Source organism: Streptomyces sp. FIT100, from assembly GCF_024584805.1.
Lineage (GTDB): Bacteria > Actinomycetota > Actinomycetes > Streptomycetales > Streptomycetaceae > Streptomyces.
On sequence record NZ_CP075715.1, the window covers coordinates 1,154,929 to 1,172,298 of the forward strand.

Here is a 17,370-nt window from a genome sequence, read left to right on the forward strand (position 1 = left end):
GGAGGGACGTGTCCGCGTCAAGAGGCCCTGCGGTACCCGCAATTCGGTGCGGCGCACACATACTGACGCCTCGTCACTGGGGCGCCCCGGCCTCGGCGGGGAGGAGACGCACTCCGGCGCAGAGCGGAGGGCGGGCGGCGGGGGGGGAACGCGTGAGGCCGGTCCGTCAGCTAACGGACCGGCCTCTCCCGGTGGGCGATACTGGGTTCGAACCAGTGACCTCTTCGGTGTGAACGAAGCGCTCTCCCACTGAGCTAATCGCCCGGGAACGCACTGAACCATACAGGTACCGGCGGGTTTCCTTCAAACTCCCTGCGGGCCACCGCTCAGGCACGCGGCGGGCCACCGCTCAGGCACGCGGCGGGCCACCGCTCAGGTACGCGGCGAGCCCCCGCCGTCCGCCGCGCATCATCAGGGCGTGGTTCGCCCGGAAGACGGGGCGCCCGGGCAGCGCCAGGCGGCGCATGAGCGGGCGGCGCACGACCACTTCCTGTTCGTAGCCCGCACGCGTGCCGCCCGCAGCCGCCGCGAGCGTCCAGCGCGCCCAGCCCACCAGATCACCGTCCAGCTCCACCTCCAGGACCAGCGCGTCGGGATCCCGGAGCCGCTCGCGGACGGTGACGACGAGGTCGTACGGGAGGAGGGAGCGGAGGCGGACCGTGCCGCTGCGGTCGTCGACGGGGACGACCTCGCGGACCTGGGGCCACCAGTGAGGGTAGTCGACGGGCCGCTCCAGCACCGCGTAGACGACGGCGGGCGGGGCGGGCAGCTCCCAGACGCTGCGGAAACGGTAGCGGTGCCAGTCCATGGTTCGAGTCTGCGCCGACGGGGGGCGTACTCACACACGATCTGAGTATCCGCGCCCATATCGGCGCCGTGTGTCGCAGCCCACACTGCTCGGCATGGAGAACGTACTGCCGCCCGCCGAAGAGCTGCGGCTCCTCGATGGAGAGCTGGCTCAACTCGACGCCCGACGGGCCCAGTTGCTGGTCCGCAGGGCGTGGCTGGTGCAGGCACTGCAAGCGGCGGCGCACGGCCCGACCAGGCCGGCGGGGCCGACGGGGCCGGTGTGGCCGTCGCGGCCCGCGGGTCCGGAGACCTCGCCGCCGAGCGCGCAGAACGTACTGCTCGCACTCGGCGGGATCCTGCTGACCATCGCCGCGATCGCCTTCACCGTGGTCAGCTGGGGCCACATGGGCATCGGCGGCCGCTCGCTGGTGCTCGGTGCGGTCACGGCGGCGGCGCTCGCGGTCCCGGCGCTGCTGCTGCGGCGCGGACTCGCCTCCACCGCCGAGTCGGTGGCGGCGCTCGGGCTCGCCCTCACGGTCCTCGACGTGTACGCCCTGCACCGTGCGGCCCTCACGGAGACGGACGCCCTCGGCTACGCGGCCGTCGCGTCGGCCGTGCTCGCCGCGGTGTGGGCCGGGTACGGGTCCGTGCTGGGCACGCTGCGCACACCGCTCCCGGCCGCGGTCGTCGCCGCACAACTCCCGCTGCCGCTCTGGGCCCTGGCGGAGGGTGCGGGCCCCGGGGCGACCGCGTGGGCGACGCTGGCGACCGCCGCGATCGACACCGTGATCGCACTCGCCGCGAAGCCCTCCGCCGTTCGCGGGCTCGCCGTGGCGGGTGCGGCGGCGACGGGCGGCTGGTCGCTGCTGACCGGGCTGTACCTGTCCGCGACGGCGCACACGGCCGCCCTCGCGCTGGAGCCGGCGCTCCTGCTCCTCGCCGCCGCGGGCCTGGCCCTGGGGGCTGCGTGGCGCGCCCCGTCCGCCGCTCCGGTGACCGCCGCGGTGGCGGGCCTCTCCGCGGTCGCGGCCACCGGCGGCCTGCTCGGCACGGCGCTGCCCGAGCACTGGACGGTGCCGGGCTACCTGCTGTGCGCGGTCCTCCTGCTGGCGGCCGTCCGCACCCCCGCGCCTCGCGGCATCCTCACGGGCCTGGGAGTCGCCGTGGCGGTGATCCACGCGGGCGCACTGGTCTGGGCGCTGCCCCCTGCCGCGTCCGGGGCCCTGACCCCGCTCGCGGCCGTCACCGACGTCTGGTCGGGCACCCCCGCCATGGCATCGCCCCCGCCGGGCACGCCCGCCGCGCTCGCGGTCATGGCCACCGTGGCCGCGGTGCTCCTGGCGGCGCCCCGCCTCCTGCCGGCCTGGGCACTGCCGCGCACGACCATGTCCGCCGCGGCCTTCGCCCTGGCGTGGTTCACCGCCTTCGCCGCCCCGGCGGCCCTGGACCTCCCGTACGCCTCCACGGTGGCGTGGCTGCTCCTGACGACGGCGGGGGCCCTCGCACCGTCCGCCGCCTCCCTGCCCTCGCGTACCGCGGACCCGGCCGCCCCGACGGCGGGGACACCCGGCCGAGCCGTCGGCGTCACCGTCACCGCGCTCGTGTGCGGGCAGGCCGGAGGAGTCGCCGTGGCGCTGCTCGCGCTGGCCGCCCAGGCCGCCACGTTCGCCGTGCTCGGCGTGCTGGCGGTCGCGTCAGGCGCCGTGGCCGTGGTGGCGCGGGGAGCGGTCCGGGCGGTGCTCGCGTCGGCAACCGTCGTGTGGGCCACCGGGCTCGCCGGGGCCGCAGCGGCGGCCGCCGGGCTCCCGGGCCACCGGGCGGGGCTGGTGCTCCTCGCCGTGCCCGCCGCCACCGCGCTGCTCGCGGCGCGGCTGCGGAGCAACCCCGTCGCGCTGCCGGTGGAGCTCACGGGCGCCGCGGCCGGGCTGGTCGCGATCGGCCTGGCCGTCCCCCACCCGCCCACGCTCGCACTGGTCCTGGCCGCCTCGGGCGTCATCGCGGCGGGCACGGCTCTGCGGCCCGAGCGGCGCCCCCTCGCCGGATACGCGGCCGGGGTGCTGTTCGTCGCGGCCACCTGGGTCCGGCTCGCCGCGTCGGAGGTCTCGCTGCCCGAGGCGTACAGCCTCCCCGTGACCGTCCCGGCGCTCGCCGTCGGCCTGCTGCGCCGCCGGCGCGACCCGGAGGCGTCGTCCTGGACCGCGTACGGCCCCGGCCTCGCCGCGACCCTGGTGCCGAGCCTCTTCGCCGCCTGGGGCGACTCGCACTGGCTGCGCCCGCTGCTGCTCGGCACGGCGGCGCTCGCTGTCACGCTCGTCGGCGCCCGGCAGCGGCTGCAGGCCCTGCTGGTGCTCGGCGGGACGGTCCTGTCCCTGGTCGCCCTGCACGAGCTCGCCCCCTACGTCGTCCAGGCCGTCGGCGCGCTCCCCCGCTGGCTGCCACCGGCGCTCGCCGGGCTTCTGCTGCTGGCGGTCGGCGCAACGTACGAGCAGCGGCTGCGCGACGCCCGCAGGCTGCGGGACACCCTGAGCCGGATGCGCTGACCGGGGCGCCCGATGCGCTGAACGAGCGAATCACGAGCAGACGCCGAAGGCCCCGGAGACTCTCGGTCTCCGGGGCCTTCGGTCCGGGCTGGTGGGCGATACTGGGTTCGAACCAGTGACCTCTTCGGTGTGAACGAAGCGCTCTCCCACTGAGCTAATCGCCCGGGCGCATCGCAAACATTACCGCATGTCAGCGGCGCTTCATGACCACCCGGTGATCATCCACGAGGCCACCGCGACGTCCCGCGCCGGGTCATTCGTCGATCTTCCACGGCATCACGATGCCGAACTTCCAGAGGTAGATCGCGAGCAGCACCGCGACGATCACCACTCCGACCGTGGTCAGGATCAGGTTGCGCCGGCGCACCCGGGGGTCGAGCGCCTTCTGCGCCGCCTCCGTCACCTTCCGCTTCGTCCACCGCAGCACGAGCTGCGCCCAGACGAACTCGGTCGCCCAGATCGCCATGCCGCCGAAGATGATCAGCCAGCCGGGGCCGGGCAGCGGCAGCAGGATCACGCCCGTCACGACGACGGCGAGACCGACGACGAACACGCCGACCTGCCAGCTCAGATGCAGCGTCCTGCGCGCCTTGACGAACTCGGGCGCCCGGGATCCGAGCGGCCGCTCGCCGTCCGCGCCGTCCTCGGTCACAACCGCGGTCACGTCCCCCGTGGCGGATGTCGGAACCGCTGTCGCGGCCGCCTTCCCCCGCTCGTCACTCTCCGCATTCATAGAGCCCAAAGTACCCGACGGGGAGGCGCTCCGGAATGACCACACGGTAGTAGATCGGACTCCTCCGTACGGGGTACCTGAAGGATCACAAAACAGACAGAGGGGTTTACAACGGCACCGTAGGTGGCATGTCGATTTCGCCGACGTGCGAATCCCCGAGCGCACACTGAGCGAAAGGCCCTGGCGCTTATGAACACCACGGTCAGCTGCGAGCTGCACCTGCGCCTCGTTGTATCGAGCGAGTCCTCACTGCCTGTACCCGCGGGCCTGCGGTATGACACGGCCGATCCTTATGCCGTGCACGCCACCTTCCATACCGGAGCCGAGGAGACGGTCGAATGGGTGTTCGCCCGAGATCTCCTCGCCGAGGGTCTGCACCGGCCCACCGGCACCGGCGACGTCAGAGTCTGGCCGTCCCGCAGTCATGGCCAGGGCGTCGTCTGCATCGCTTTGAGCTCCCCGGAGGGCGAAGCCCTGCTCGAGGCCCCGGCGCGGGCCCTGGAGTCGTTCCTGAAGCGGACCGACGCCGCGGTGCCACCCGGCACCGAGCACCGTCACTTCGATCTCGATACGGAGCTCTCGCACATCCTGGCCGAAAGCTGAGCCAGGCCGAGGGCTGCTCGGCGCCGTCCGACTCGGGGAGACGGCGCCGCGCGGAGAACCACTGACGCATACGGCACGCGACGGCGCCGTCACCACGGATCACACCGCGGTGACGGCGCCTTCGCGTTCGTCAGCGAGACGCTAGAGTCAGCGCAATTCGGCGGGCACCGGCCCGCAGCAGGCCAGGGAGCGAATCGTGCTGATCCCCCACGACACCCGCATCGCCCTCGACACCGTCGTCGATCTGGTGAACACCGCGCCCGAGGGCGCGGAGGCCGATGAACTGAAGGACGTCTCGTCCCTGCACGAATTCGTACGCAGCCACAACGTCAGCGACGTCGGCGATCTGGGCGAGGCCGACCTCGACACCGTACGGGACGTACGGGGCCGGTTCGCCGAGGTCTTCGCGGCGCCGGACCCGCGTACCGCAGCGGAGCTGATCAACCAGCTCGTGGCCGGCGCGGGCACCACCCCGCAGCTGACCGACCACGACGGCTACGACTGGCACGTCCACTACTTCGCGCCCGGCGCCTCGGTCGCGAACCATCTCGCCGCCGACTGCGGCATGGCCCTGGCATTCATAGTCGTCGCGGGCGAGCAGGAGCGGCTGCGGCGCTGCGAGGCGCCGGACTGCGGGCGCGCCTTCGTCGATGTCTCCCGCAACCGCTCACGCCGCTACTGCGACAGCCGCACCTGCGGCAACAGGCTGCACGTCGCCGCGTACCGCGCACGCCGCAGGGAAGCGGCGGGCTGACCCGCGCTCCCTCGCGTCCGCTCGCGGGGGCGCTCGGAAAGGCACTCACGGAAGCGCTCACAGCAGGAAGAGATCGTGCACCGCTGCGATGAGCAGCAGACAGCCGATCACCGCGAGGAAGATCATCAGGGGCGGCTGAGAGAGCGCGAAGAGACAGCCACGCGGCTCGTCGGCGGGGGCGGGGGTCTGGCCCCGGGAGGTATCCAGCATCTCGGGGTGATGATGGCGCAGCGCGCCCCCGAAGATCGAACAACACGCCTCACGGCGGGCCGAGTTCATCACATCCCGCGAGTCCGGGCCGCTCCCGCGAGTCCCGGGCCGCGCGGGTGCCGGGCCGCGCGGGTGCCGGGCCGCGCGGGTGCCGGGCCGCGCGGGTGCCGGGCCGCGCGGGTGCCGGGCCGCGCGGGTGCCGGGGTCAGATGCCGTGCTTCTTCAGGATCGCCTCGATGTCGCTGAAGTCATCGCCCTGGTCGGCGGCGGCGGCGCGCCCCTTGGGACGGTCGGCGGGCCGGGGCGCCTTGCCGAGGGCGGCCGGAGCCGACGCGGCGGGGGCCGCGGCGCGCGGACCGGAGGTGTCCCTGGCGGCCTTGCCCAGTGAGCGCCGCTCCACGGCGCGCGTCGTCATGAAGAGCGCCCAGGCGAGCCCGAGGACGCCGACGCCCACCCACGCCGTGAGGCTGAAGACGGTCCCGGCGAGCCACTCGACGGCACCGGTCAGCACCAGCCCGAGCGGGACCAGCGAGTACGCGGCGATACGGGTCGCGGTCAGGAAGCGCCTGCGGTACGCCGTGACCGCGGCGATGCCCAGCCCGGCCGCGGACACCGCGGAACAAATGGTCTCGGCAAGCATCCGGTCCTCCAGGGCCTGTGCGGGCATGTACGTCCCTTCCATCCTGCACCGCCGCGGCCGGTACGGGCCACGATCGGCCCACACCTCAGGGAGATCTCCGGGACGCCCCTCCTCCCCAGGTCGAGGTAGGGGCCCCCCGGTCCCGCTCCGGAGTCCCGGGTCCCGGTTGGGGCCCCGGGCGGGCGGCTGGAAGACTGGCCCCATGAGCGACACCTCTCCCGCCGAGCCCATCGTCCTGGACGTCTGGTGCGAGCTGCAGTGCCCCGACTGCCGCGCCGCCCTCGACGATCTGCGCAGTCTGCGCGAGCGCTACGGCGACCGGCTGGAGCTGCGGCTGCGGCACTTCCCGCTGGAGAAGCACAAGCACTCCTTCGCCGCCGCCCAGGCCGCCGAGGAGGCCGCGGTCCAGGGGCAGGTCTGGCCGTACGTGGAGGCCGTGCTCGGCCGGGTCGAGGAGCTGGACGGCAAGGGCGAGGCGCTCCTGGTGGAGACCGCCCGCGAACTCGGCCTGGACGCCGAGGAGTTCGACACCGCCCTGATCGACGGCCGGCACATCCTGATCGTCGACGCCGACCAGGCGGAGGGCAAGGCGATCGGGGTCACCGGCACGCCCACGTACGTCATCGACGGCGAGCGCCTCGACGGCGGCAAGAGCCAGGAGGGGCTGCGCGAGCGGATCGAGCAGATCGCCGACCGGCTCCTCGCGGCCCAGGACGGCACCCCCTAGATCAACTCCTTGAAGAGATGGACCTCGGTGGGCCGGTAGCCGAGCGACTCGTAGAGGCCGAGCGCCGGGGTGTTGCCCGCGAAGACGTGCAGTCCCAGCAGGGACATCCCGGCATCGGTCCGCGCGACCCGCTCCGCGAGGAGCATCAGCGCCCGCCCGTGACCCCGGCCGCGCAGCTCCTCGGCGACCGCGACGTCGTACACGTACGCGCCCTGCTCCCCCGGCCGCACCTCGTTCAGCGCCACCCATACGTGCCCCACGACCGCGCCCTCCGCGACCAGGACGCTGATCCAGGTGTCGCCGGTCGCGAGGCCGTCGGGGAGCTTGTCCTGGTGGTCGGCCTCGGACTTGGCGCGCGCCTCCGGCTCCGGCACTCCGCGGTCGATCCAGTTCTGTGCGTACGAGTCGATCGCCGCCGCCAGCCACTCCCGGTACTCGGCCTCGGTCATCGGCCGCCCCAGGGTCCCGTCGGGCAGCTCGGGACCCGGTCCGGCGGGCAGTTCCTTGACCATGTTCCGGCCGCGCTCGGTGTAGCCGAGCACCGTGGCCAGACGCAGCACGGCGGTCGCACCGGCCGGCACGGAGACGGTGATCTGCCGGCAGCCCCAGCCGCGCAGCACCTCCTCCGCGGCGAGCGCGGCGACCGTGCCGCGGCCGCGCCGCCGGTCGTCCTCGTCGATCCGCAGGGACCGTATGACGCCGGCCGTCGGGCCGAAGCGGGGGTGGGTGGCGAGCTCGATCGAGCCGACGGGCCTGCTGTTCACACACACGTCGTACGTGCGGGAGCGGGCACCGCCGTCGCGGCGCTGGAGCGGCCCGGTCGGCCGCAGGGTCGTGGTCATCAGGGGTGTTCTACCTGTCGCGCGGCCGCGCGTCACCATGTTTGTCCGGGCGGGCGGCTACGCGGAGCGCGGATCCGGGTCGGCCGCGGCGTGCTCCTCGAAGATCCGCATGGCCTTGGCGGTGAGCGAACCGGGCGCCCCGGACAGCTCGCGGCCGTCGACCCGGTGCACGGCCTGGACGTCGCGGGTGGTGGAGGTCAGGAAGATCTCCTCGGCCCGGTCCAGCGCGTCCATCGGCAGGTCGGCCTCCAGCGCGCCGGTCCAGTCCACAGTCAGCGCGCGGGTGATCCCGGCGAGGCAGCCCGAGGCCAGCGGCGGGGTGTACAGCTGCCCGTCGAGAACGACGAAGACGTTGGAACCGGTGCCCTCGCAGAGCTGCCCCACGGTGTTGGCGAACAGCGCCTCGGACGCGCCCCGGTCATGGGCGCGGGCCAGGGCGACCACGTTCTCGCCGTACGAGGTGGTCTTCAGCCCGGCCAGCGCGCCGCGCTCGTTGCGCGTCCACGGGACGGTGATCACGGCGGTGGTGTCGGGCCGGCGCTTGGCCTCCGCGGCGGCGACCACGAGCGTGGGGCCCTGGTCGCCGCGGTCGGAGCCGAGCGGCGAGTGCCCGCCGGTGTAGGTGATGCGCAGCCGGCCCAGGGGCATGGGGTTGGCTTCGAGTACGGCTTCGCAGGCCCGGCGCACCTCGTCGTGGTCCGGGTCGGGAAGACCCAGACCACTGGCCGAGCGGGCGAGCCGGTCGATGTGCCGGGTGAGGGCGAAGGGGCGTCCGTCGGTCGCCTTGACGGTCTCGAAGACGCCGTCCCCGACGGTCAGCCCGTGGTCGAACACGGACACCACGGCGGTGTCGGCGTCCCGCAGTCCACCGTTGACCCAGATCCTCATCACACGGTCCTTCCACTGTGCGCGTACGCTCCCGACGCTACCGTGAGCAGCCGGGACGCCTTCAGTTCGGTCTCCTCCCACTCGCGTTCCGGGTCGGAGCCCCAGGTGATCCCCGCTCCGGTGCCGAAGCGCAGGACGGGGCCGCCGGGTGCGGAGCGGTCGATCCAGAACGTGCGTATGCCGACGGCCAGCTCGCCCGTGCGGCGGTCGGCGTCGACCCAGCCGATGCCTCCGCAGTACGGGCCGCGCGGCGCCGTCTCCAGGGCCTCGATGATGCGCAGCGCGCTGGACTTGGGCGCTCCCGTCACCGAGCCGGGCGGGAACGTGGCTCCGAGCAGCTCGCGCCAGCCCGCGCCGGGGGTGAGCTCGCCGCGCACCGTGGAGACGAGGTGGACGAGCCCCGGATGGGATTCGACGGCGCAGAGCGCCGGCACGGTCACGGAGCCGGTTGCGCAGACCCGGCCGAGGTCGTTGCGGACCAGGTCCACGATCATCACGTTCTCGGCGTGGTCCTTCTCCAGCAGGTCGGCCGCCGTGCGGCCGGTGCCCTTGATCGGGCCGGACTCCACGGTGCGGGCATCGCGGCGCAGATAGAGCTCGGGCGAGGCGGTGGCGATCTCCACGCCGTACGCGGGCAGCCGGATCGTTCCCGCGTACGGGGCGGGGTTGCCGCGGGCCAGCAGCGCGGTGAGCGCGTCGACGTCGGCGGCGCCCGGGTCGGGCACCGGCGCGGACAGGACCCGGCACAGGTTCGCCTGGTAGACCTCGCCCGCGGCGATGTGCTCCCGGATCCGGCGTACGCCCGCGGTGTACGCCTCGCGGTCCAGCGACGACGTCCAGTCCCCGGCGGCGGGGCCGCGCCAGGCTCCCGGCTCGGGGGCCGGCACCGGCTCGTGGCGCACGTCACCGAAGCGGGCGCAGGTGAGACGGCCCTCGAAGTCGGCCGCGACGGCCCAGAAACCGGCGGAATCGAGGGCCTCGGGGTCGCTGGTGACATCCCTGAGGTCGGTGGCGACGAGGCCGCCGAAGCGGGCGAGAGGAGCGAGGTCGTGCACGGCTGTGAGTCTATGGCGGGGATCCGTGCCCGGCCCGCCCGCACGGTGCACCCTGCAGACTTTCCCAATTGTCACGATTTGCACCCACTGCGGCCCGCACCCGGCAATGAACCCGCCGTGAACACAGCTCAGCACGCTGCGGAAACGCGTTTTTGTGCTGGACCAGGAATCCGCTAGAGTTCAACACGTCGCCGGGACGCGAGAGCCGACCGGAAACGACAGGCGGACGTGGCTCAGTTGGTAGAGCATCACCTTGCCAAGGTGAGGGTCGCGAGTTCGAATCTCGTCGTCCGCTCGAAGTGGGGGATCTTCCCGACCCCTGCGCTCCGGGGTGGAGTGGCCGAGAGGCGAGGCAACGGCCTGCAAAGCCGTCTACACGGGTTCAAATCCCGTCTCCACCTCCAAGGACGATTAGCTCAGCGGGAGAGCGCTTCCCTGACACGGAAGAGGTCACTGGTTCAATCCCAGTATCGTCCACCGGACCCACGAGGGTCTTCCCGCGCGATTAGCTCAGCGGGAGAGCGCTTCCCTGACACGGAAGAGGTCACTGGTTCAATCCCAGTATCGCGCACGCAGTGCCCATGATCCGGAAGCCCGGGTCCTGGCCCCGCGGACGATTAGCTCAGCGGGAGAGCGCTTCCCTGACACGGAAGAGGTCACTGGTTCAATCCCAGTATCGTCCACACTCCGGAGCCCCCGGCCGCATCGAGCGGCCGGGGGCTCTGTCGTGCTTCTCAGGAGGAGAAAAGCATCCGGCCGAAGCCGCGCTGGTGGTGACCGCCGTGGTGGCCGTGGTGCCCGTGGTGGCCCTGGTGCGGAGCGCCCCAGGCCGGGGCGGCGGGCGCGGCACCGGCCGGGTACGCCGGCGGGACCGGCGGCGCGGGCGGGGCCTGACCGGCCCACTGGGACTCCAGACGGGTCAGCGACTCCAGCTCGCCGTAGTCCAGGAATATCCCCCGGCAGCCGCTGCACTGCTCGATCTGGACGCCACTGCGGTTGTACGTGTGCATGGGCGCATGGCACTTGGGACACTGCATCGTCGGCTCAGCTCCTCGCCGTTCGGGTGGTGGGCGCCCCCGCGCCCGCCTGCCCTCACCTTACGACGGGACCGTCGCGTCCAACTCGGGCGGGAGGTCGGCAATTCGGGCACAGGCGTCGGCCATCAACCGCTCCACGTCGTCGAGATCGCGTCCTTCCGCGGTGCTCTTCGCCAGCGCCACCGCGGCGGTCTGCACGGTCAGGGCACGGGCGGGCACATCGAGTTGGGGCCACGGATCGTATGCGGCGGGCGGGACGGCGGGGCCGCCGGCGGCCCGGTACGCGCCGAGGAAGCGCACCCAGACGTCCGGGGACAGGATGCCGGCGGCGTACCAGGCCGCGGGCCGCGCGAGGTCCCAGGCGGGCTCGCCCGTGCCCAGGTCGTCGATGTCGATGAGGTACCAGGGTCCGTCGCCGGCGGGATGGCGGACCAGCTGGCCGAGATGCAGGTCCCCGTGGCAGAGCCGGGGCGCGCCGCCCGCCGGGCCGGGGGCGGCGCCGCGCGCCCAGGCGGGGAGCCGCCGCCACGCCGTCACCACGTCCCGGGCTGCGCGATCCGCGGGCTCCGCCGCGCGCATCCGGGCCACCGCGGCGGCGACCTTCGCGGGCCCGCGCATGGGCGGCAGCGGTGCGGGCAGCGCGTCCAGGGGAACGGTGTGGAGGCCCGCGAGCAGCCGGGCGGCCGCCTCCCACGGGGCGGCATCCGGGTCGGCGGGATCCACGGGGCTGCCGTAGGGCCAGGCGGTGACGGGACGCCCGTCGAGCGGGGCGGCGGCCGGGAGCGACAGCGGCGGCAGCAGGATCCCGGCGAGGCGGGGGTGGGCGGCGACGGTGACGCGAGCGCGGTGGGCCGTGTGGTCGGTGGCGGAGGCATGGGCCTTGGCCACGGCCCGCCCATGCCGCACGACGAGCCCGTCGGCCCGCTCCGCCAGCACGTCGACGCCCACGTCCCGCCCGCAGGCGCGGCACGCCTCGCCCTGGCCGGGCGAGTGCGCGGCTTCTCGCGCGACGTCCGAGAGCGCACGCACGAGCATGCCGTTGCCGTCCTCCACGGGCCGAGCCTACGGTCGAGCCGCACGAGGCGCCTCCGGCGGGGCGGGGCTCGTGGGTGGTTTGTGCCCACCCATTTCTCTCCCTGGGACTTCGTCCTGGGGGGACCCCCAGCGGAACGCCTGCCCACAAACCGTGAGGTGGCCGCCTCACAGTTTGTGGGCAGTCGTCCCGCTGGGGCGGGACGGGTGGGCACAACCCGACCACCGGGGTCGGCCACGGCCGGTGACCTGACCCGGGGGGCGCGGAGGGGTCGGGTTCGGGACACTCAAGCGGGATTTGTGGCACGCAACACGCACGGCACATACACAACCCCGGGTGGCGTGCCGTACGGGGGTCCGGGGGTGTCCCCCGGAAAAGCACAGCATGCCGTCCCGAACACGAGCCCCGCAGCGCCACCCGGACGGCAACCACCCGCCACCGGGCAACCCCAACACACCCAGCCCGTCCGGCGCCTGAGGACACAAACCCCGGGCACCAACCCAGCACGCGACAACACCGCCCCGCCAAACCCGCACCCCACGCGAGAGCAAAAAATGGCGTTGGCCGGTCAGCTCCCCAGCTGACCGGCCGAACGCTGTCGTCCGCCGCACCCCCGTCCCCACGGGGTTAATGGGTGGGATGTCCCCGACCCGGGCCGCTCTCCCGGATCCGGGGCGCCGCTCAGCGCCCCAGCATCACGCCCACGGACGACGCCTGTGTGACCACCGCTTCCCAGCCGCCGAAGGCGACGACGAGCAGTGTCGCGAGAGGGAGCACCATGGCCGTGGCCACCAGCGGGTGGCGCCGGCCGGACGGGACGCGGGCGCCGAACGCCGCGGAAGCCTTGCGCCCCTGCGTACGGAACATGGTCCGCGATGCCGTGTCCGCCATCGGTCCTCTCCTGTCGTGGTCTGCGGCGGCGAGTGTCTGACCTCGGGGGACGAGTGCTGCACTCGCCGCTTGACCTCAACACTAGGGACATGGCGGGCCGGGGGCGTCATGCCCGCGTACCTATTGCCGGGCCTCCAGGAGGATGAGCCGTCCGCCGTGCACGTACTCCCCTGGGTGGAGAAAGGGACCTAGGTCTGGGGGTCTTCCCGGAGGGGACGCCCACCGCGGGCCTCGCCGGGCGCCGTGCCGGGCACCTCACCCGGCGCCGCGGCGGGCATCGGCTGCTCGACCAGGGCCAGCACCCGATTGGCCATGAAGCGGGCCGTCCGCACCACCGCACCGGTGCGCGTGACTTCGCTCACTTCCACCACCCCCCGCCGCACCGCCGTCTCCACCCGGCGCCCCGCCCGGCTTGCCACCACTTCGTACGTCCGTGTCGTGTCACCCGCGTCCACGACTATCTCCACGCGGTCACCCTTCATCGATCCAATCCCCCTTCTGTGACGGACCATTGGAATCGCACACAGGTCACGGGGCCAGGATCCCGCCCCCTTCTGACCACTCCTCAAGTCTCCCACCGGGCACTGACAATCGATCGCCCCGCGAGGGCGCGGCCTATGAGCGGACCGGGCTACGGGTACGTAAGCTGTGCCACGTCAAACGGATATCCGCGGCTGCGGGGGTGGGTTCTTCCCACCGTAGGTATGGGGACGGACATGGCGATGATGCGGCTCCGGCGCGAGGACCCGCGTGTCGTCGGCTCGTTCAGGCTGCACCGGCGGCTCGGTGCGGGCGGGATGGGGGTCGTGTACCTCGGTTCCGACCGCCGTGGCCAGCGGGTGGCGCTGAAGGTGATCCGGCCGGACCTGGCGGAGGATCAGGAGTTCCGCTCGCGGTTCGCCCGCGAGGTGTCCGCCGCCCGGCGGATCCGGGGCGGCTGTACGGCCCGGCTGGTCGCCGCCGATCTGGAGGCCGACCGGCCCTGGTTCGCCACGCAGTACGTGCCCGGGCCCTCACTGCACGACAAGGTCGCGGAGGAGGGCCCGCTGTCCGCGGCCGACACCGCCGCGATCGGCGCGGCCCTGTCCGAGGGCCTGGTGGCTGTCCACGAGGCCGGGGTCGTCCACCGGGATCTGAAGCCGTCGAACATCCTCCTCTCCCCCAAGGGCCCCCGGATCATCGACTTCGGCATCGCCTGGGCGACCGGGGCGTCCACGCTCACGCATGTCGGCACGGCGGTGGGCTCACCCGGTTTCCTCGCCCCCGAGCAGGTGCGCGGCGCCGTGGTGACGCCCGCGACCGACGTCTTCTCCCTGGGGGCCACGCTCGCGTACGCCGCGACCGGCGACTCCCCCTTCGGGCACGGCAGTTCCGAGGTCATGCTCTACCGGGTGGTGCACGAGGAGCCGCAGCTGTACGGCGTACCGGACGCACTGGCTCCGCTGCTGCGGGCGTGCCTGGCGAAGGACCCGGAGCAGCGCCCGAGCACGCTTCAGCTGTCGATGCGGCTGAAGGAGATCGCGGCGCGCGAGGCGCAGGGGCTGCCGGAGGCCCGGCCGCCCGCCCAGCGCGAGCGGGTGGAGCAGGGCCTGTCGCCGGAGCGGCACACCGCGCGGTACACGGAACGGAACACCCAGGGACGTGCCGCGGGGGCCTCGGGGGCTCCCGCGCCACGTGAGCGGGTGTCGCGCCCGTCGGCGCCGCGCACAGGCGGCTCGCGCCCCGGCGGTCCGCGCCCGCCGCAGGCCCACTCCCGGGGCGGCGGCACGGGTACGGCCGGCCGCGGCGCCGCGTCCCGCCCCGGGTCCCGCACGACCTCAGCCGGCCGCAGGCCCGCCAACCCGCGGCTGCTGCGTCAGCGGATCTTCGTGTTCGTGGTCGTCACTCTGGTGGTGGCGCTGGGGATCACGCTGGCCCAGGGCCTGAGGGGTTAGTGCCGGTCCTGTCCTCCGCACGGTCCTCTGTGCGGTCCTCTCTGCGGTCCTGGAGAGCCGGGCGGCCCGTCGCGACCGCGTAGAACGCGACGGCCGCGGCCGCGCCCACGTTCAGCGAGTCCACGCCGTGCGCCATGGGGATGCGTACCCATTCGTCCGCGGCTATCAGTGCCTGCGTCGACAGCCCGTCGCCCTCCGCGCCGAGCATCAGCGCGACGCGGTCGAGCCGGTGCGGGGCCGCCTCGTCGATCGGCGACGCCTTCTCGTCCGGGGTGAGGGCGAGCAGCTTGAAGCCTGCCTCGCGTACCGTTTCCAGGCCCTTGGGCCAGGTTTCGAGACGGGCGTACGGGACGGAGAAGACGGCTCCCATGGACACCTTCACCGAGCGGCGGTAGAGCGGGTCCGCGCAGTCCGGTGAGAGCAGGACGGCGTCCATGCCGAGCGCGGCGGCGCTGCGGAAGATCGCACCGATGTTCGTGTGGTCGTTCACCGATTCCATGATGACGACGCGGCGGGTGCTCTGGAGCAGTTCGTCCGCCGTCGGCAGCGGCTTCCGCTGCATCGAAGCGAGGGCTCCGCGGTGCACGTGGTAGCCGGTGACGCGTTCGGCGAGGTCCGGGCTCACGGCGTAGACCGGGGCCGGGACCTCGTCGATCACATCGCGCATGACGTCGACCCACTTGGCGGAGAGCAGCATCGAGCGCATCTCGTAACCGGCGTGCTTGGCACGACGGATGACCTTCTCGCCCTCGGCGATGAAGAGGCCCTCGGCGGGCTCGCGCTTGCGGCGCAGCTCGACGTCGGTCAGGCCCGTGTAGTCGCCCAGCCGCGGGTCGTCGGGATCGTCGACGGTGATGAGATCAGCCACAGGGTGATACTGCCTTGTCCTGGAGGTGGTGCCAACGGTTGCTACGGGTTGGTGCGGGGCGACGCAGGGGGAGGGCGGCGGGGGCGTGCCGCGCGATGCGGGGCGTGCCGAGCGGTGGCTACCTCTGGGGGGTGCCGAGGGCGACGACATCGCCGATGACGATGACCGCGGGCGGACGCACATCCGCCGACCTCACGCGCTCGGCCACCGTCGCGAGCGTGGCGTCGACCCGGCGCTGGGAAGCGGTCGTGCCCTCCTGGATCAGGGCCATCGGGGTGTCGGGCGCCTTGCCGTGGGCGACGAGCGCCTCCGCGATCGCGCCGATCTTGTCGACGCCCATCAGAATCACGAGCGTGCCGCGCAGCTTGGCGAGCGACTCCCAGTCGACGAGCGAGCGCGGGTCGCCGGGCGCGACGTGGCCGCTGACGACCGTGAACTCATGGGCCACACCCCGGTGCGTGACCGGGATCCCGGCGGCGCCGGGGACGGAGATGGAGCTGGAGATTCCGGGCACTACCGTGCAGGCGATACCCGCTTCGGCCAGGGCCTGGGCCTCCTCCATGCCACGTCCGAAGACGAACGGGTCGCCGCCCTTCAGACGGACGACGGACCTGCCCGCCTTGGCGTGCTCGATGAGGGCGTTGTTGATGGCCTCCTGGGCCATGAAACGGCCGTACGGGATCTTCGCGGCGTCGATCACCTCGACGTGCGGCGGGAGTTCGTCGAGCAGATCGCGGGGGCCGAGGCGGTCGGCGATGACGACATCGGCCTCGGCGAGGAGTCGACGGCCGCGGACCGTGATCAGGTCCGGGTCGCCGGGGCCGCCGCCGACCAGCGCGACGAACGGGGCCCGGGCGCGGGCGCGGTGGTGCGGGGCGGCGAGCGAGCCGTCGCGGAGGCCCTCGACGATCGCGTCGCGTACGGCCGCGGAGCGGCGGGGGTCCTTGCCGGTGAGGACCGCGACGGTGACACCCTCGCTGCGGCCGGCGGCCGGGGTCCAGGCGGTGGCCGCCTCGGCGTCGTCGGAGCGTACGCACCAGGTCCTGGTGCGCTCGGCCTCCGCGGAGGCGGCGCCGTTGGCCGCGGGGTCGGAGGTGGCGACCAGCACGTACCAGGCGCCGTCGAGGTCCCCGTCCTGATAGCGGCGCCTGGTCCAGGTGATCTCGCCGGCCTCCGCCATGGCCTCGACGGAGGGGGTCGCGGACGGGGAGACCAGGGTGATCTCGGCGCCGGCCGCGATGAGCGCCGGGAGGCGGCGCTGGGCCACCTGACCGCCGCCGATGACGACGACGCGCCGTCCCGCGAGGCGGAGCCCTACGGGGTAGGCGGGACGCTCGGCGTGTTCGGCGTGCTCAACCATGGCGGTGCGGCTCCTCGGGGCGGCGGTGCGGGGCCGCTGCGACGGTGAAGCGGCTGGTGGGAACGGGGATGAGGTCCTCCGGACCACGATACGGGGTGCGGGGCGGGGGCGTCCGGGGGCGGTTGCTGGGCCGGGGGTTTGTGTCCTCAAGCGCCGAACGGGCTGGGTGTGTTGGGGTCACCCGGTGGCGGGTGGTTGCCGTCCGGGTGGCGCTGCGGGGCTCGTATTCGGGACGGCATGATTTACGGCACGCCACCCGGGGTTATGTACGTGCCGTGCGTGTTGCGTGCCACAAATCACGCTTGAGTGTCCCGAACCCGACCCCTCCGCGCCCCCCGGGCCAGGTCACCGGCGGTGGCCGACCCCGGTGGTCGGGTTGTGCCCACCCGTCCCGCCCTGCGGAACGCCTGCCCACAAACCAGGCGGCCACCTCACGGTTTGTGGGCACCCGTCCCGCTGGGGCGGG

Annotated in this window: 17 protein-coding genes, 7 tRNA genes and 1 pseudogene; 10 read left to right on the forward strand and 15 right to left on the reverse strand. The window is 73.4% G+C overall.

Annotation, left to right across the window (positions count from 1 at the left end):
• Positions 1 to 192: 192 nt before the first annotated feature.
• A tRNA-Val gene (locus tag KK483_RS04930) sits at positions 193 to 264 on the reverse strand.
• 85 nt (positions 265 to 349) lie between these two features.
• On the reverse strand, positions 350 to 808 hold the full coding sequence (locus tag KK483_RS04935) for an SRPBCC family protein (protein WP_262003988.1): 459 nt from the start codon (positions 806 to 808) through the stop codon (positions 350 to 352).
• Positions 809 to 902: 94 nt separating this feature from the next.
• Between KK483_RS04935 and KK483_RS04940 the strand changes: the two genes are divergently transcribed.
• Positions 903 to 3,329, forward strand: coding sequence for an SCO7613 C-terminal domain-containing membrane protein (locus KK483_RS04940; protein ID WP_262003989.1), 2,427 nt, complete (start codon positions 903 to 905; stop codon positions 3,327 to 3,329).
• Between the two features lie 89 nt (positions 3,330 to 3,418).
• On the opposite strand, the gene KK483_RS04945 is transcribed toward KK483_RS04940, so the two are convergent.
• Positions 3,419 to 3,493: transfer RNA gene (locus KK483_RS04945), tRNA-Val, on the reverse strand.
• A gap of 89 nt (positions 3,494 to 3,582) precedes the next feature.
• The gene (locus KK483_RS04950) at positions 3,583 to 4,062 is read right to left on the reverse strand and encodes a TIGR02611 family protein (RefSeq protein WP_262003990.1); all 480 of its coding nucleotides are present in this window, start codon (positions 4,060 to 4,062) and stop codon (positions 3,583 to 3,585) included.
• 189 nt (positions 4,063 to 4,251) lie between these two features.
• Between KK483_RS04950 and KK483_RS04955 the strand changes: the two genes are divergently transcribed.
• Together KK483_RS04955 and KK483_RS04960 are read left to right on the forward strand one after the other, a co-directional pair.
• Complete coding sequence (locus KK483_RS04955; protein ID WP_003959770.1) at positions 4,252 to 4,665, forward strand: SsgA family sporulation/cell division regulator; 414 nt, start codon at positions 4,252 to 4,254, stop codon at positions 4,663 to 4,665.
• Positions 4,666 to 4,861: 196 nt separating this feature from the next.
• Entirely contained in the window at positions 4,862 to 5,419 is a 558-nt protein-coding gene (locus KK483_RS04960; RefSeq protein WP_262003991.1) for a CGNR zinc finger domain-containing protein, read from the forward strand.
• A gap of 57 nt (positions 5,420 to 5,476) precedes the next feature.
• On the opposite strand, the gene KK483_RS04965 is transcribed toward KK483_RS04960, so the two are convergent.
• Together KK483_RS04965 and KK483_RS04970 are read right to left on the reverse strand one after the other, a co-directional pair.
• Entirely contained in the window at positions 5,477 to 5,629 is a 153-nt protein-coding gene (locus tag KK483_RS04965; RefSeq protein ID WP_262003992.1) for a hypothetical protein, read from the reverse strand.
• Between the two features lie 205 nt (positions 5,630 to 5,834).
• The gene (locus tag KK483_RS04970) at positions 5,835 to 6,311 is read right to left on the reverse strand and encodes a hypothetical protein (RefSeq protein ID WP_399013344.1); all 477 of its coding nucleotides are present in this window, start codon (positions 6,309 to 6,311) and stop codon (positions 5,835 to 5,837) included.
• Positions 6,312 to 6,471: 160 nt separating this feature from the next.
• Here KK483_RS04970 and KK483_RS04975 point away from each other — a divergent pair, with 160 nt between their 5' ends.
• A complete protein-coding gene (locus KK483_RS04975) occupies positions 6,472 to 6,996 on the forward strand; it encodes a DsbA family protein (protein WP_262003994.1) in 525 nt (174 codons plus the stop codon).
• Here KK483_RS04975 and KK483_RS04980 read toward each other — a convergent pair.
• From KK483_RS04980 to KK483_RS04990, 3 genes are read right to left on the reverse strand one after another with little or no spacing between them, the layout of a single operon-like run.
• Entirely contained in the window at positions 6,993 to 7,838 is an 846-nt protein-coding gene (locus tag KK483_RS04980) for a GNAT family N-acetyltransferase (protein WP_262003995.1), read from the reverse strand. The genes KK483_RS04975 and KK483_RS04980 overlap by 4 nt on opposite strands.
• Positions 7,839 to 7,895: 57 nt before the next feature.
• Positions 7,896 to 8,726, reverse strand: coding sequence for an aminotransferase class IV (locus KK483_RS04985; RefSeq protein WP_262003996.1), 831 nt, complete (start codon positions 8,724 to 8,726; stop codon positions 7,896 to 7,898).
• Positions 8,726 to 9,781, reverse strand: coding sequence for a chorismate-binding protein (locus KK483_RS04990; RefSeq protein ID WP_262003997.1), 1,056 nt, complete (start codon positions 9,779 to 9,781; stop codon positions 8,726 to 8,728). The genes KK483_RS04985 and KK483_RS04990 overlap by 1 nt, the downstream gene beginning before the upstream one ends.
• A gap of 222 nt (positions 9,782 to 10,003) precedes the next feature.
• On the opposite strand from KK483_RS04990, the gene KK483_RS04995 reads away from it, so the two are divergent.
• The 5 genes from KK483_RS04995 to KK483_RS05015 all read left to right on the forward strand — a co-directional run bounded on the left by KK483_RS04995 (position 10,004) and on the right by KK483_RS05015 (position 10,464).
• A tRNA-Gly gene (locus KK483_RS04995) sits at positions 10,004 to 10,076 on the forward strand.
• Between the two features lie 35 nt (positions 10,077 to 10,111).
• Positions 10,112 to 10,185 (forward strand) — tRNA-Cys (locus tag KK483_RS05000).
• A 1-nt stretch (position 10,186) separates the two neighbouring features.
• Positions 10,187 to 10,258: transfer RNA gene (locus KK483_RS05005), tRNA-Val, on the forward strand.
• A gap of 22 nt (positions 10,259 to 10,280) precedes the next feature.
• Positions 10,281 to 10,352, forward strand: a tRNA-Val gene (locus tag KK483_RS05010).
• Between the two features lie 40 nt (positions 10,353 to 10,392).
• Positions 10,393 to 10,464 (forward strand) — tRNA-Val (locus tag KK483_RS05015).
• 51 nt (positions 10,465 to 10,515) lie between these two features.
• Here KK483_RS05015 and KK483_RS05020 read toward each other — a convergent pair.
• The 4 genes from KK483_RS05020 to KK483_RS05035 form a co-directional block, all read right to left on the reverse strand.
• Positions 10,516 to 10,818, reverse strand: coding sequence for a zf-TFIIB domain-containing protein (locus KK483_RS05020; RefSeq protein WP_262003998.1), 303 nt, complete (start codon positions 10,816 to 10,818; stop codon positions 10,516 to 10,518).
• A gap of 60 nt (positions 10,819 to 10,878) precedes the next feature.
• Entirely contained in the window at positions 10,879 to 11,853 is a 975-nt protein-coding gene (locus tag KK483_RS05025; RefSeq protein WP_262009346.1) for a phosphotransferase family protein, read from the reverse strand.
• A 679-nt stretch (positions 11,854 to 12,532) separates the two neighbouring features.
• Positions 12,533 to 12,742, reverse strand: a complete 210-nt coding sequence (locus tag KK483_RS05030; RefSeq protein ID WP_242333048.1) for a hypothetical protein — start codon at positions 12,740 to 12,742, stop codon at positions 12,533 to 12,535.
• A gap of 188 nt (positions 12,743 to 12,930) precedes the next feature.
• Positions 12,931 to 13,224 (reverse strand): hypothetical protein, encoded by a 294-nt coding sequence (locus tag KK483_RS05035; protein ID WP_262003999.1) that lies wholly within the window; start codon positions 13,222 to 13,224, stop codon positions 12,931 to 12,933.
• Positions 13,225 to 13,458: 234 nt separating this feature from the next.
• Between KK483_RS05035 and KK483_RS05040 the strand changes: the two genes are divergently transcribed.
• Positions 13,459 to 14,676 (forward strand): serine/threonine-protein kinase, encoded by a 1,218-nt coding sequence (locus KK483_RS05040; protein WP_262004000.1) that lies wholly within the window; start codon positions 13,459 to 13,461, stop codon positions 14,674 to 14,676.
• A gap of 58 nt (positions 14,677 to 14,734) precedes the next feature.
• Here KK483_RS05040 and KK483_RS05045 read toward each other — a convergent pair.
• A pseudogene (locus KK483_RS05045) lies at positions 14,735 to 15,544 on the reverse strand (TrmH family RNA methyltransferase); the annotation flags it as partial.
• Positions 15,545 to 15,662: 118 nt separating this feature from the next.
• On the reverse strand, positions 15,663 to 16,904 hold the full coding sequence (cobA, locus tag KK483_RS05050) for a uroporphyrinogen-III C-methyltransferase (RefSeq protein ID WP_262004001.1): 1,242 nt from the start codon (positions 16,902 to 16,904) through the stop codon (positions 15,663 to 15,665).
• Positions 16,905 to 17,370 lie beyond the last annotated feature (466 nt).

Excerpts from the sequence above, each read along its gene's own strand:
- KK483_RS05020 (WP_262003998.1), bottom strand. The coding sequence starts at position 10,818 with ATGCAGTGTCCCAAGTGCCATGCGCCCATGCACACGTACAACCGCAGT.
- KK483_RS04970 (WP_399013344.1), bottom strand. The coding sequence starts at position 6,311 with ATGGAAGGGACGTACATGCCCGCACAGGCCCTGGAGGACCGGATGCTT.
- KK483_RS05040 (WP_262004000.1), top strand. The coding sequence starts at position 13,459 with ATGGCGATGATGCGGCTCCGGCGCGAGGACCCGCGTGTCGTCGGCTCG.
- KK483_RS04980 (WP_262003995.1), bottom strand. The coding sequence starts at position 7,838 with ATGACCACGACCCTGCGGCCGACCGGGCCGCTCCAGCGCCGCGACGGC.
- KK483_RS05025 (WP_262009346.1), bottom strand. The coding sequence starts at position 11,853 with ATGCTCGTGCGTGCGCTCTCGGACGTCGCGCGAGAAGCCGCGCACTCG.
- KK483_RS04955 (WP_003959770.1), top strand. The coding sequence starts at position 4,252 with ATGAACACCACGGTCAGCTGCGAGCTGCACCTGCGCCTCGTTGTATCG.
- KK483_RS04965 (WP_262003992.1), bottom strand. The coding sequence starts at position 5,629 with ATGCTGGATACCTCCCGGGGCCAGACCCCCGCCCCCGCCGACGAGCCG.
- KK483_RS04940 (WP_262003989.1), top strand. The coding sequence starts at position 903 with ATGGAGAACGTACTGCCGCCCGCCGAAGAGCTGCGGCTCCTCGATGGA.
- KK483_RS04950 (WP_262003990.1), bottom strand. The coding sequence starts at position 4,062 with ATGAATGCGGAGAGTGACGAGCGGGGGAAGGCGGCCGCGACAGCGGTT.
- KK483_RS04975 (WP_262003994.1), top strand. The coding sequence starts at position 6,472 with ATGAGCGACACCTCTCCCGCCGAGCCCATCGTCCTGGACGTCTGGTGC.
- cobA (WP_262004001.1), bottom strand. The coding sequence starts at position 16,904 with ATGGTTGAGCACGCCGAACACGCCGAGCGTCCCGCCTACCCCGTAGGG.
- KK483_RS04985 (WP_262003996.1), bottom strand. The coding sequence starts at position 8,726 with ATGAGGATCTGGGTCAACGGTGGACTGCGGGACGCCGACACCGCCGTG.
- KK483_RS05030 (WP_242333048.1), bottom strand. The coding sequence starts at position 12,742 with ATGGCGGACACGGCATCGCGGACCATGTTCCGTACGCAGGGGCGCAAG.
- KK483_RS04935 (WP_262003988.1), bottom strand. The coding sequence starts at position 808 with ATGGACTGGCACCGCTACCGTTTCCGCAGCGTCTGGGAGCTGCCCGCC.
- KK483_RS05035 (WP_262003999.1), bottom strand. The coding sequence starts at position 13,224 with ATGAAGGGTGACCGCGTGGAGATAGTCGTGGACGCGGGTGACACGACA.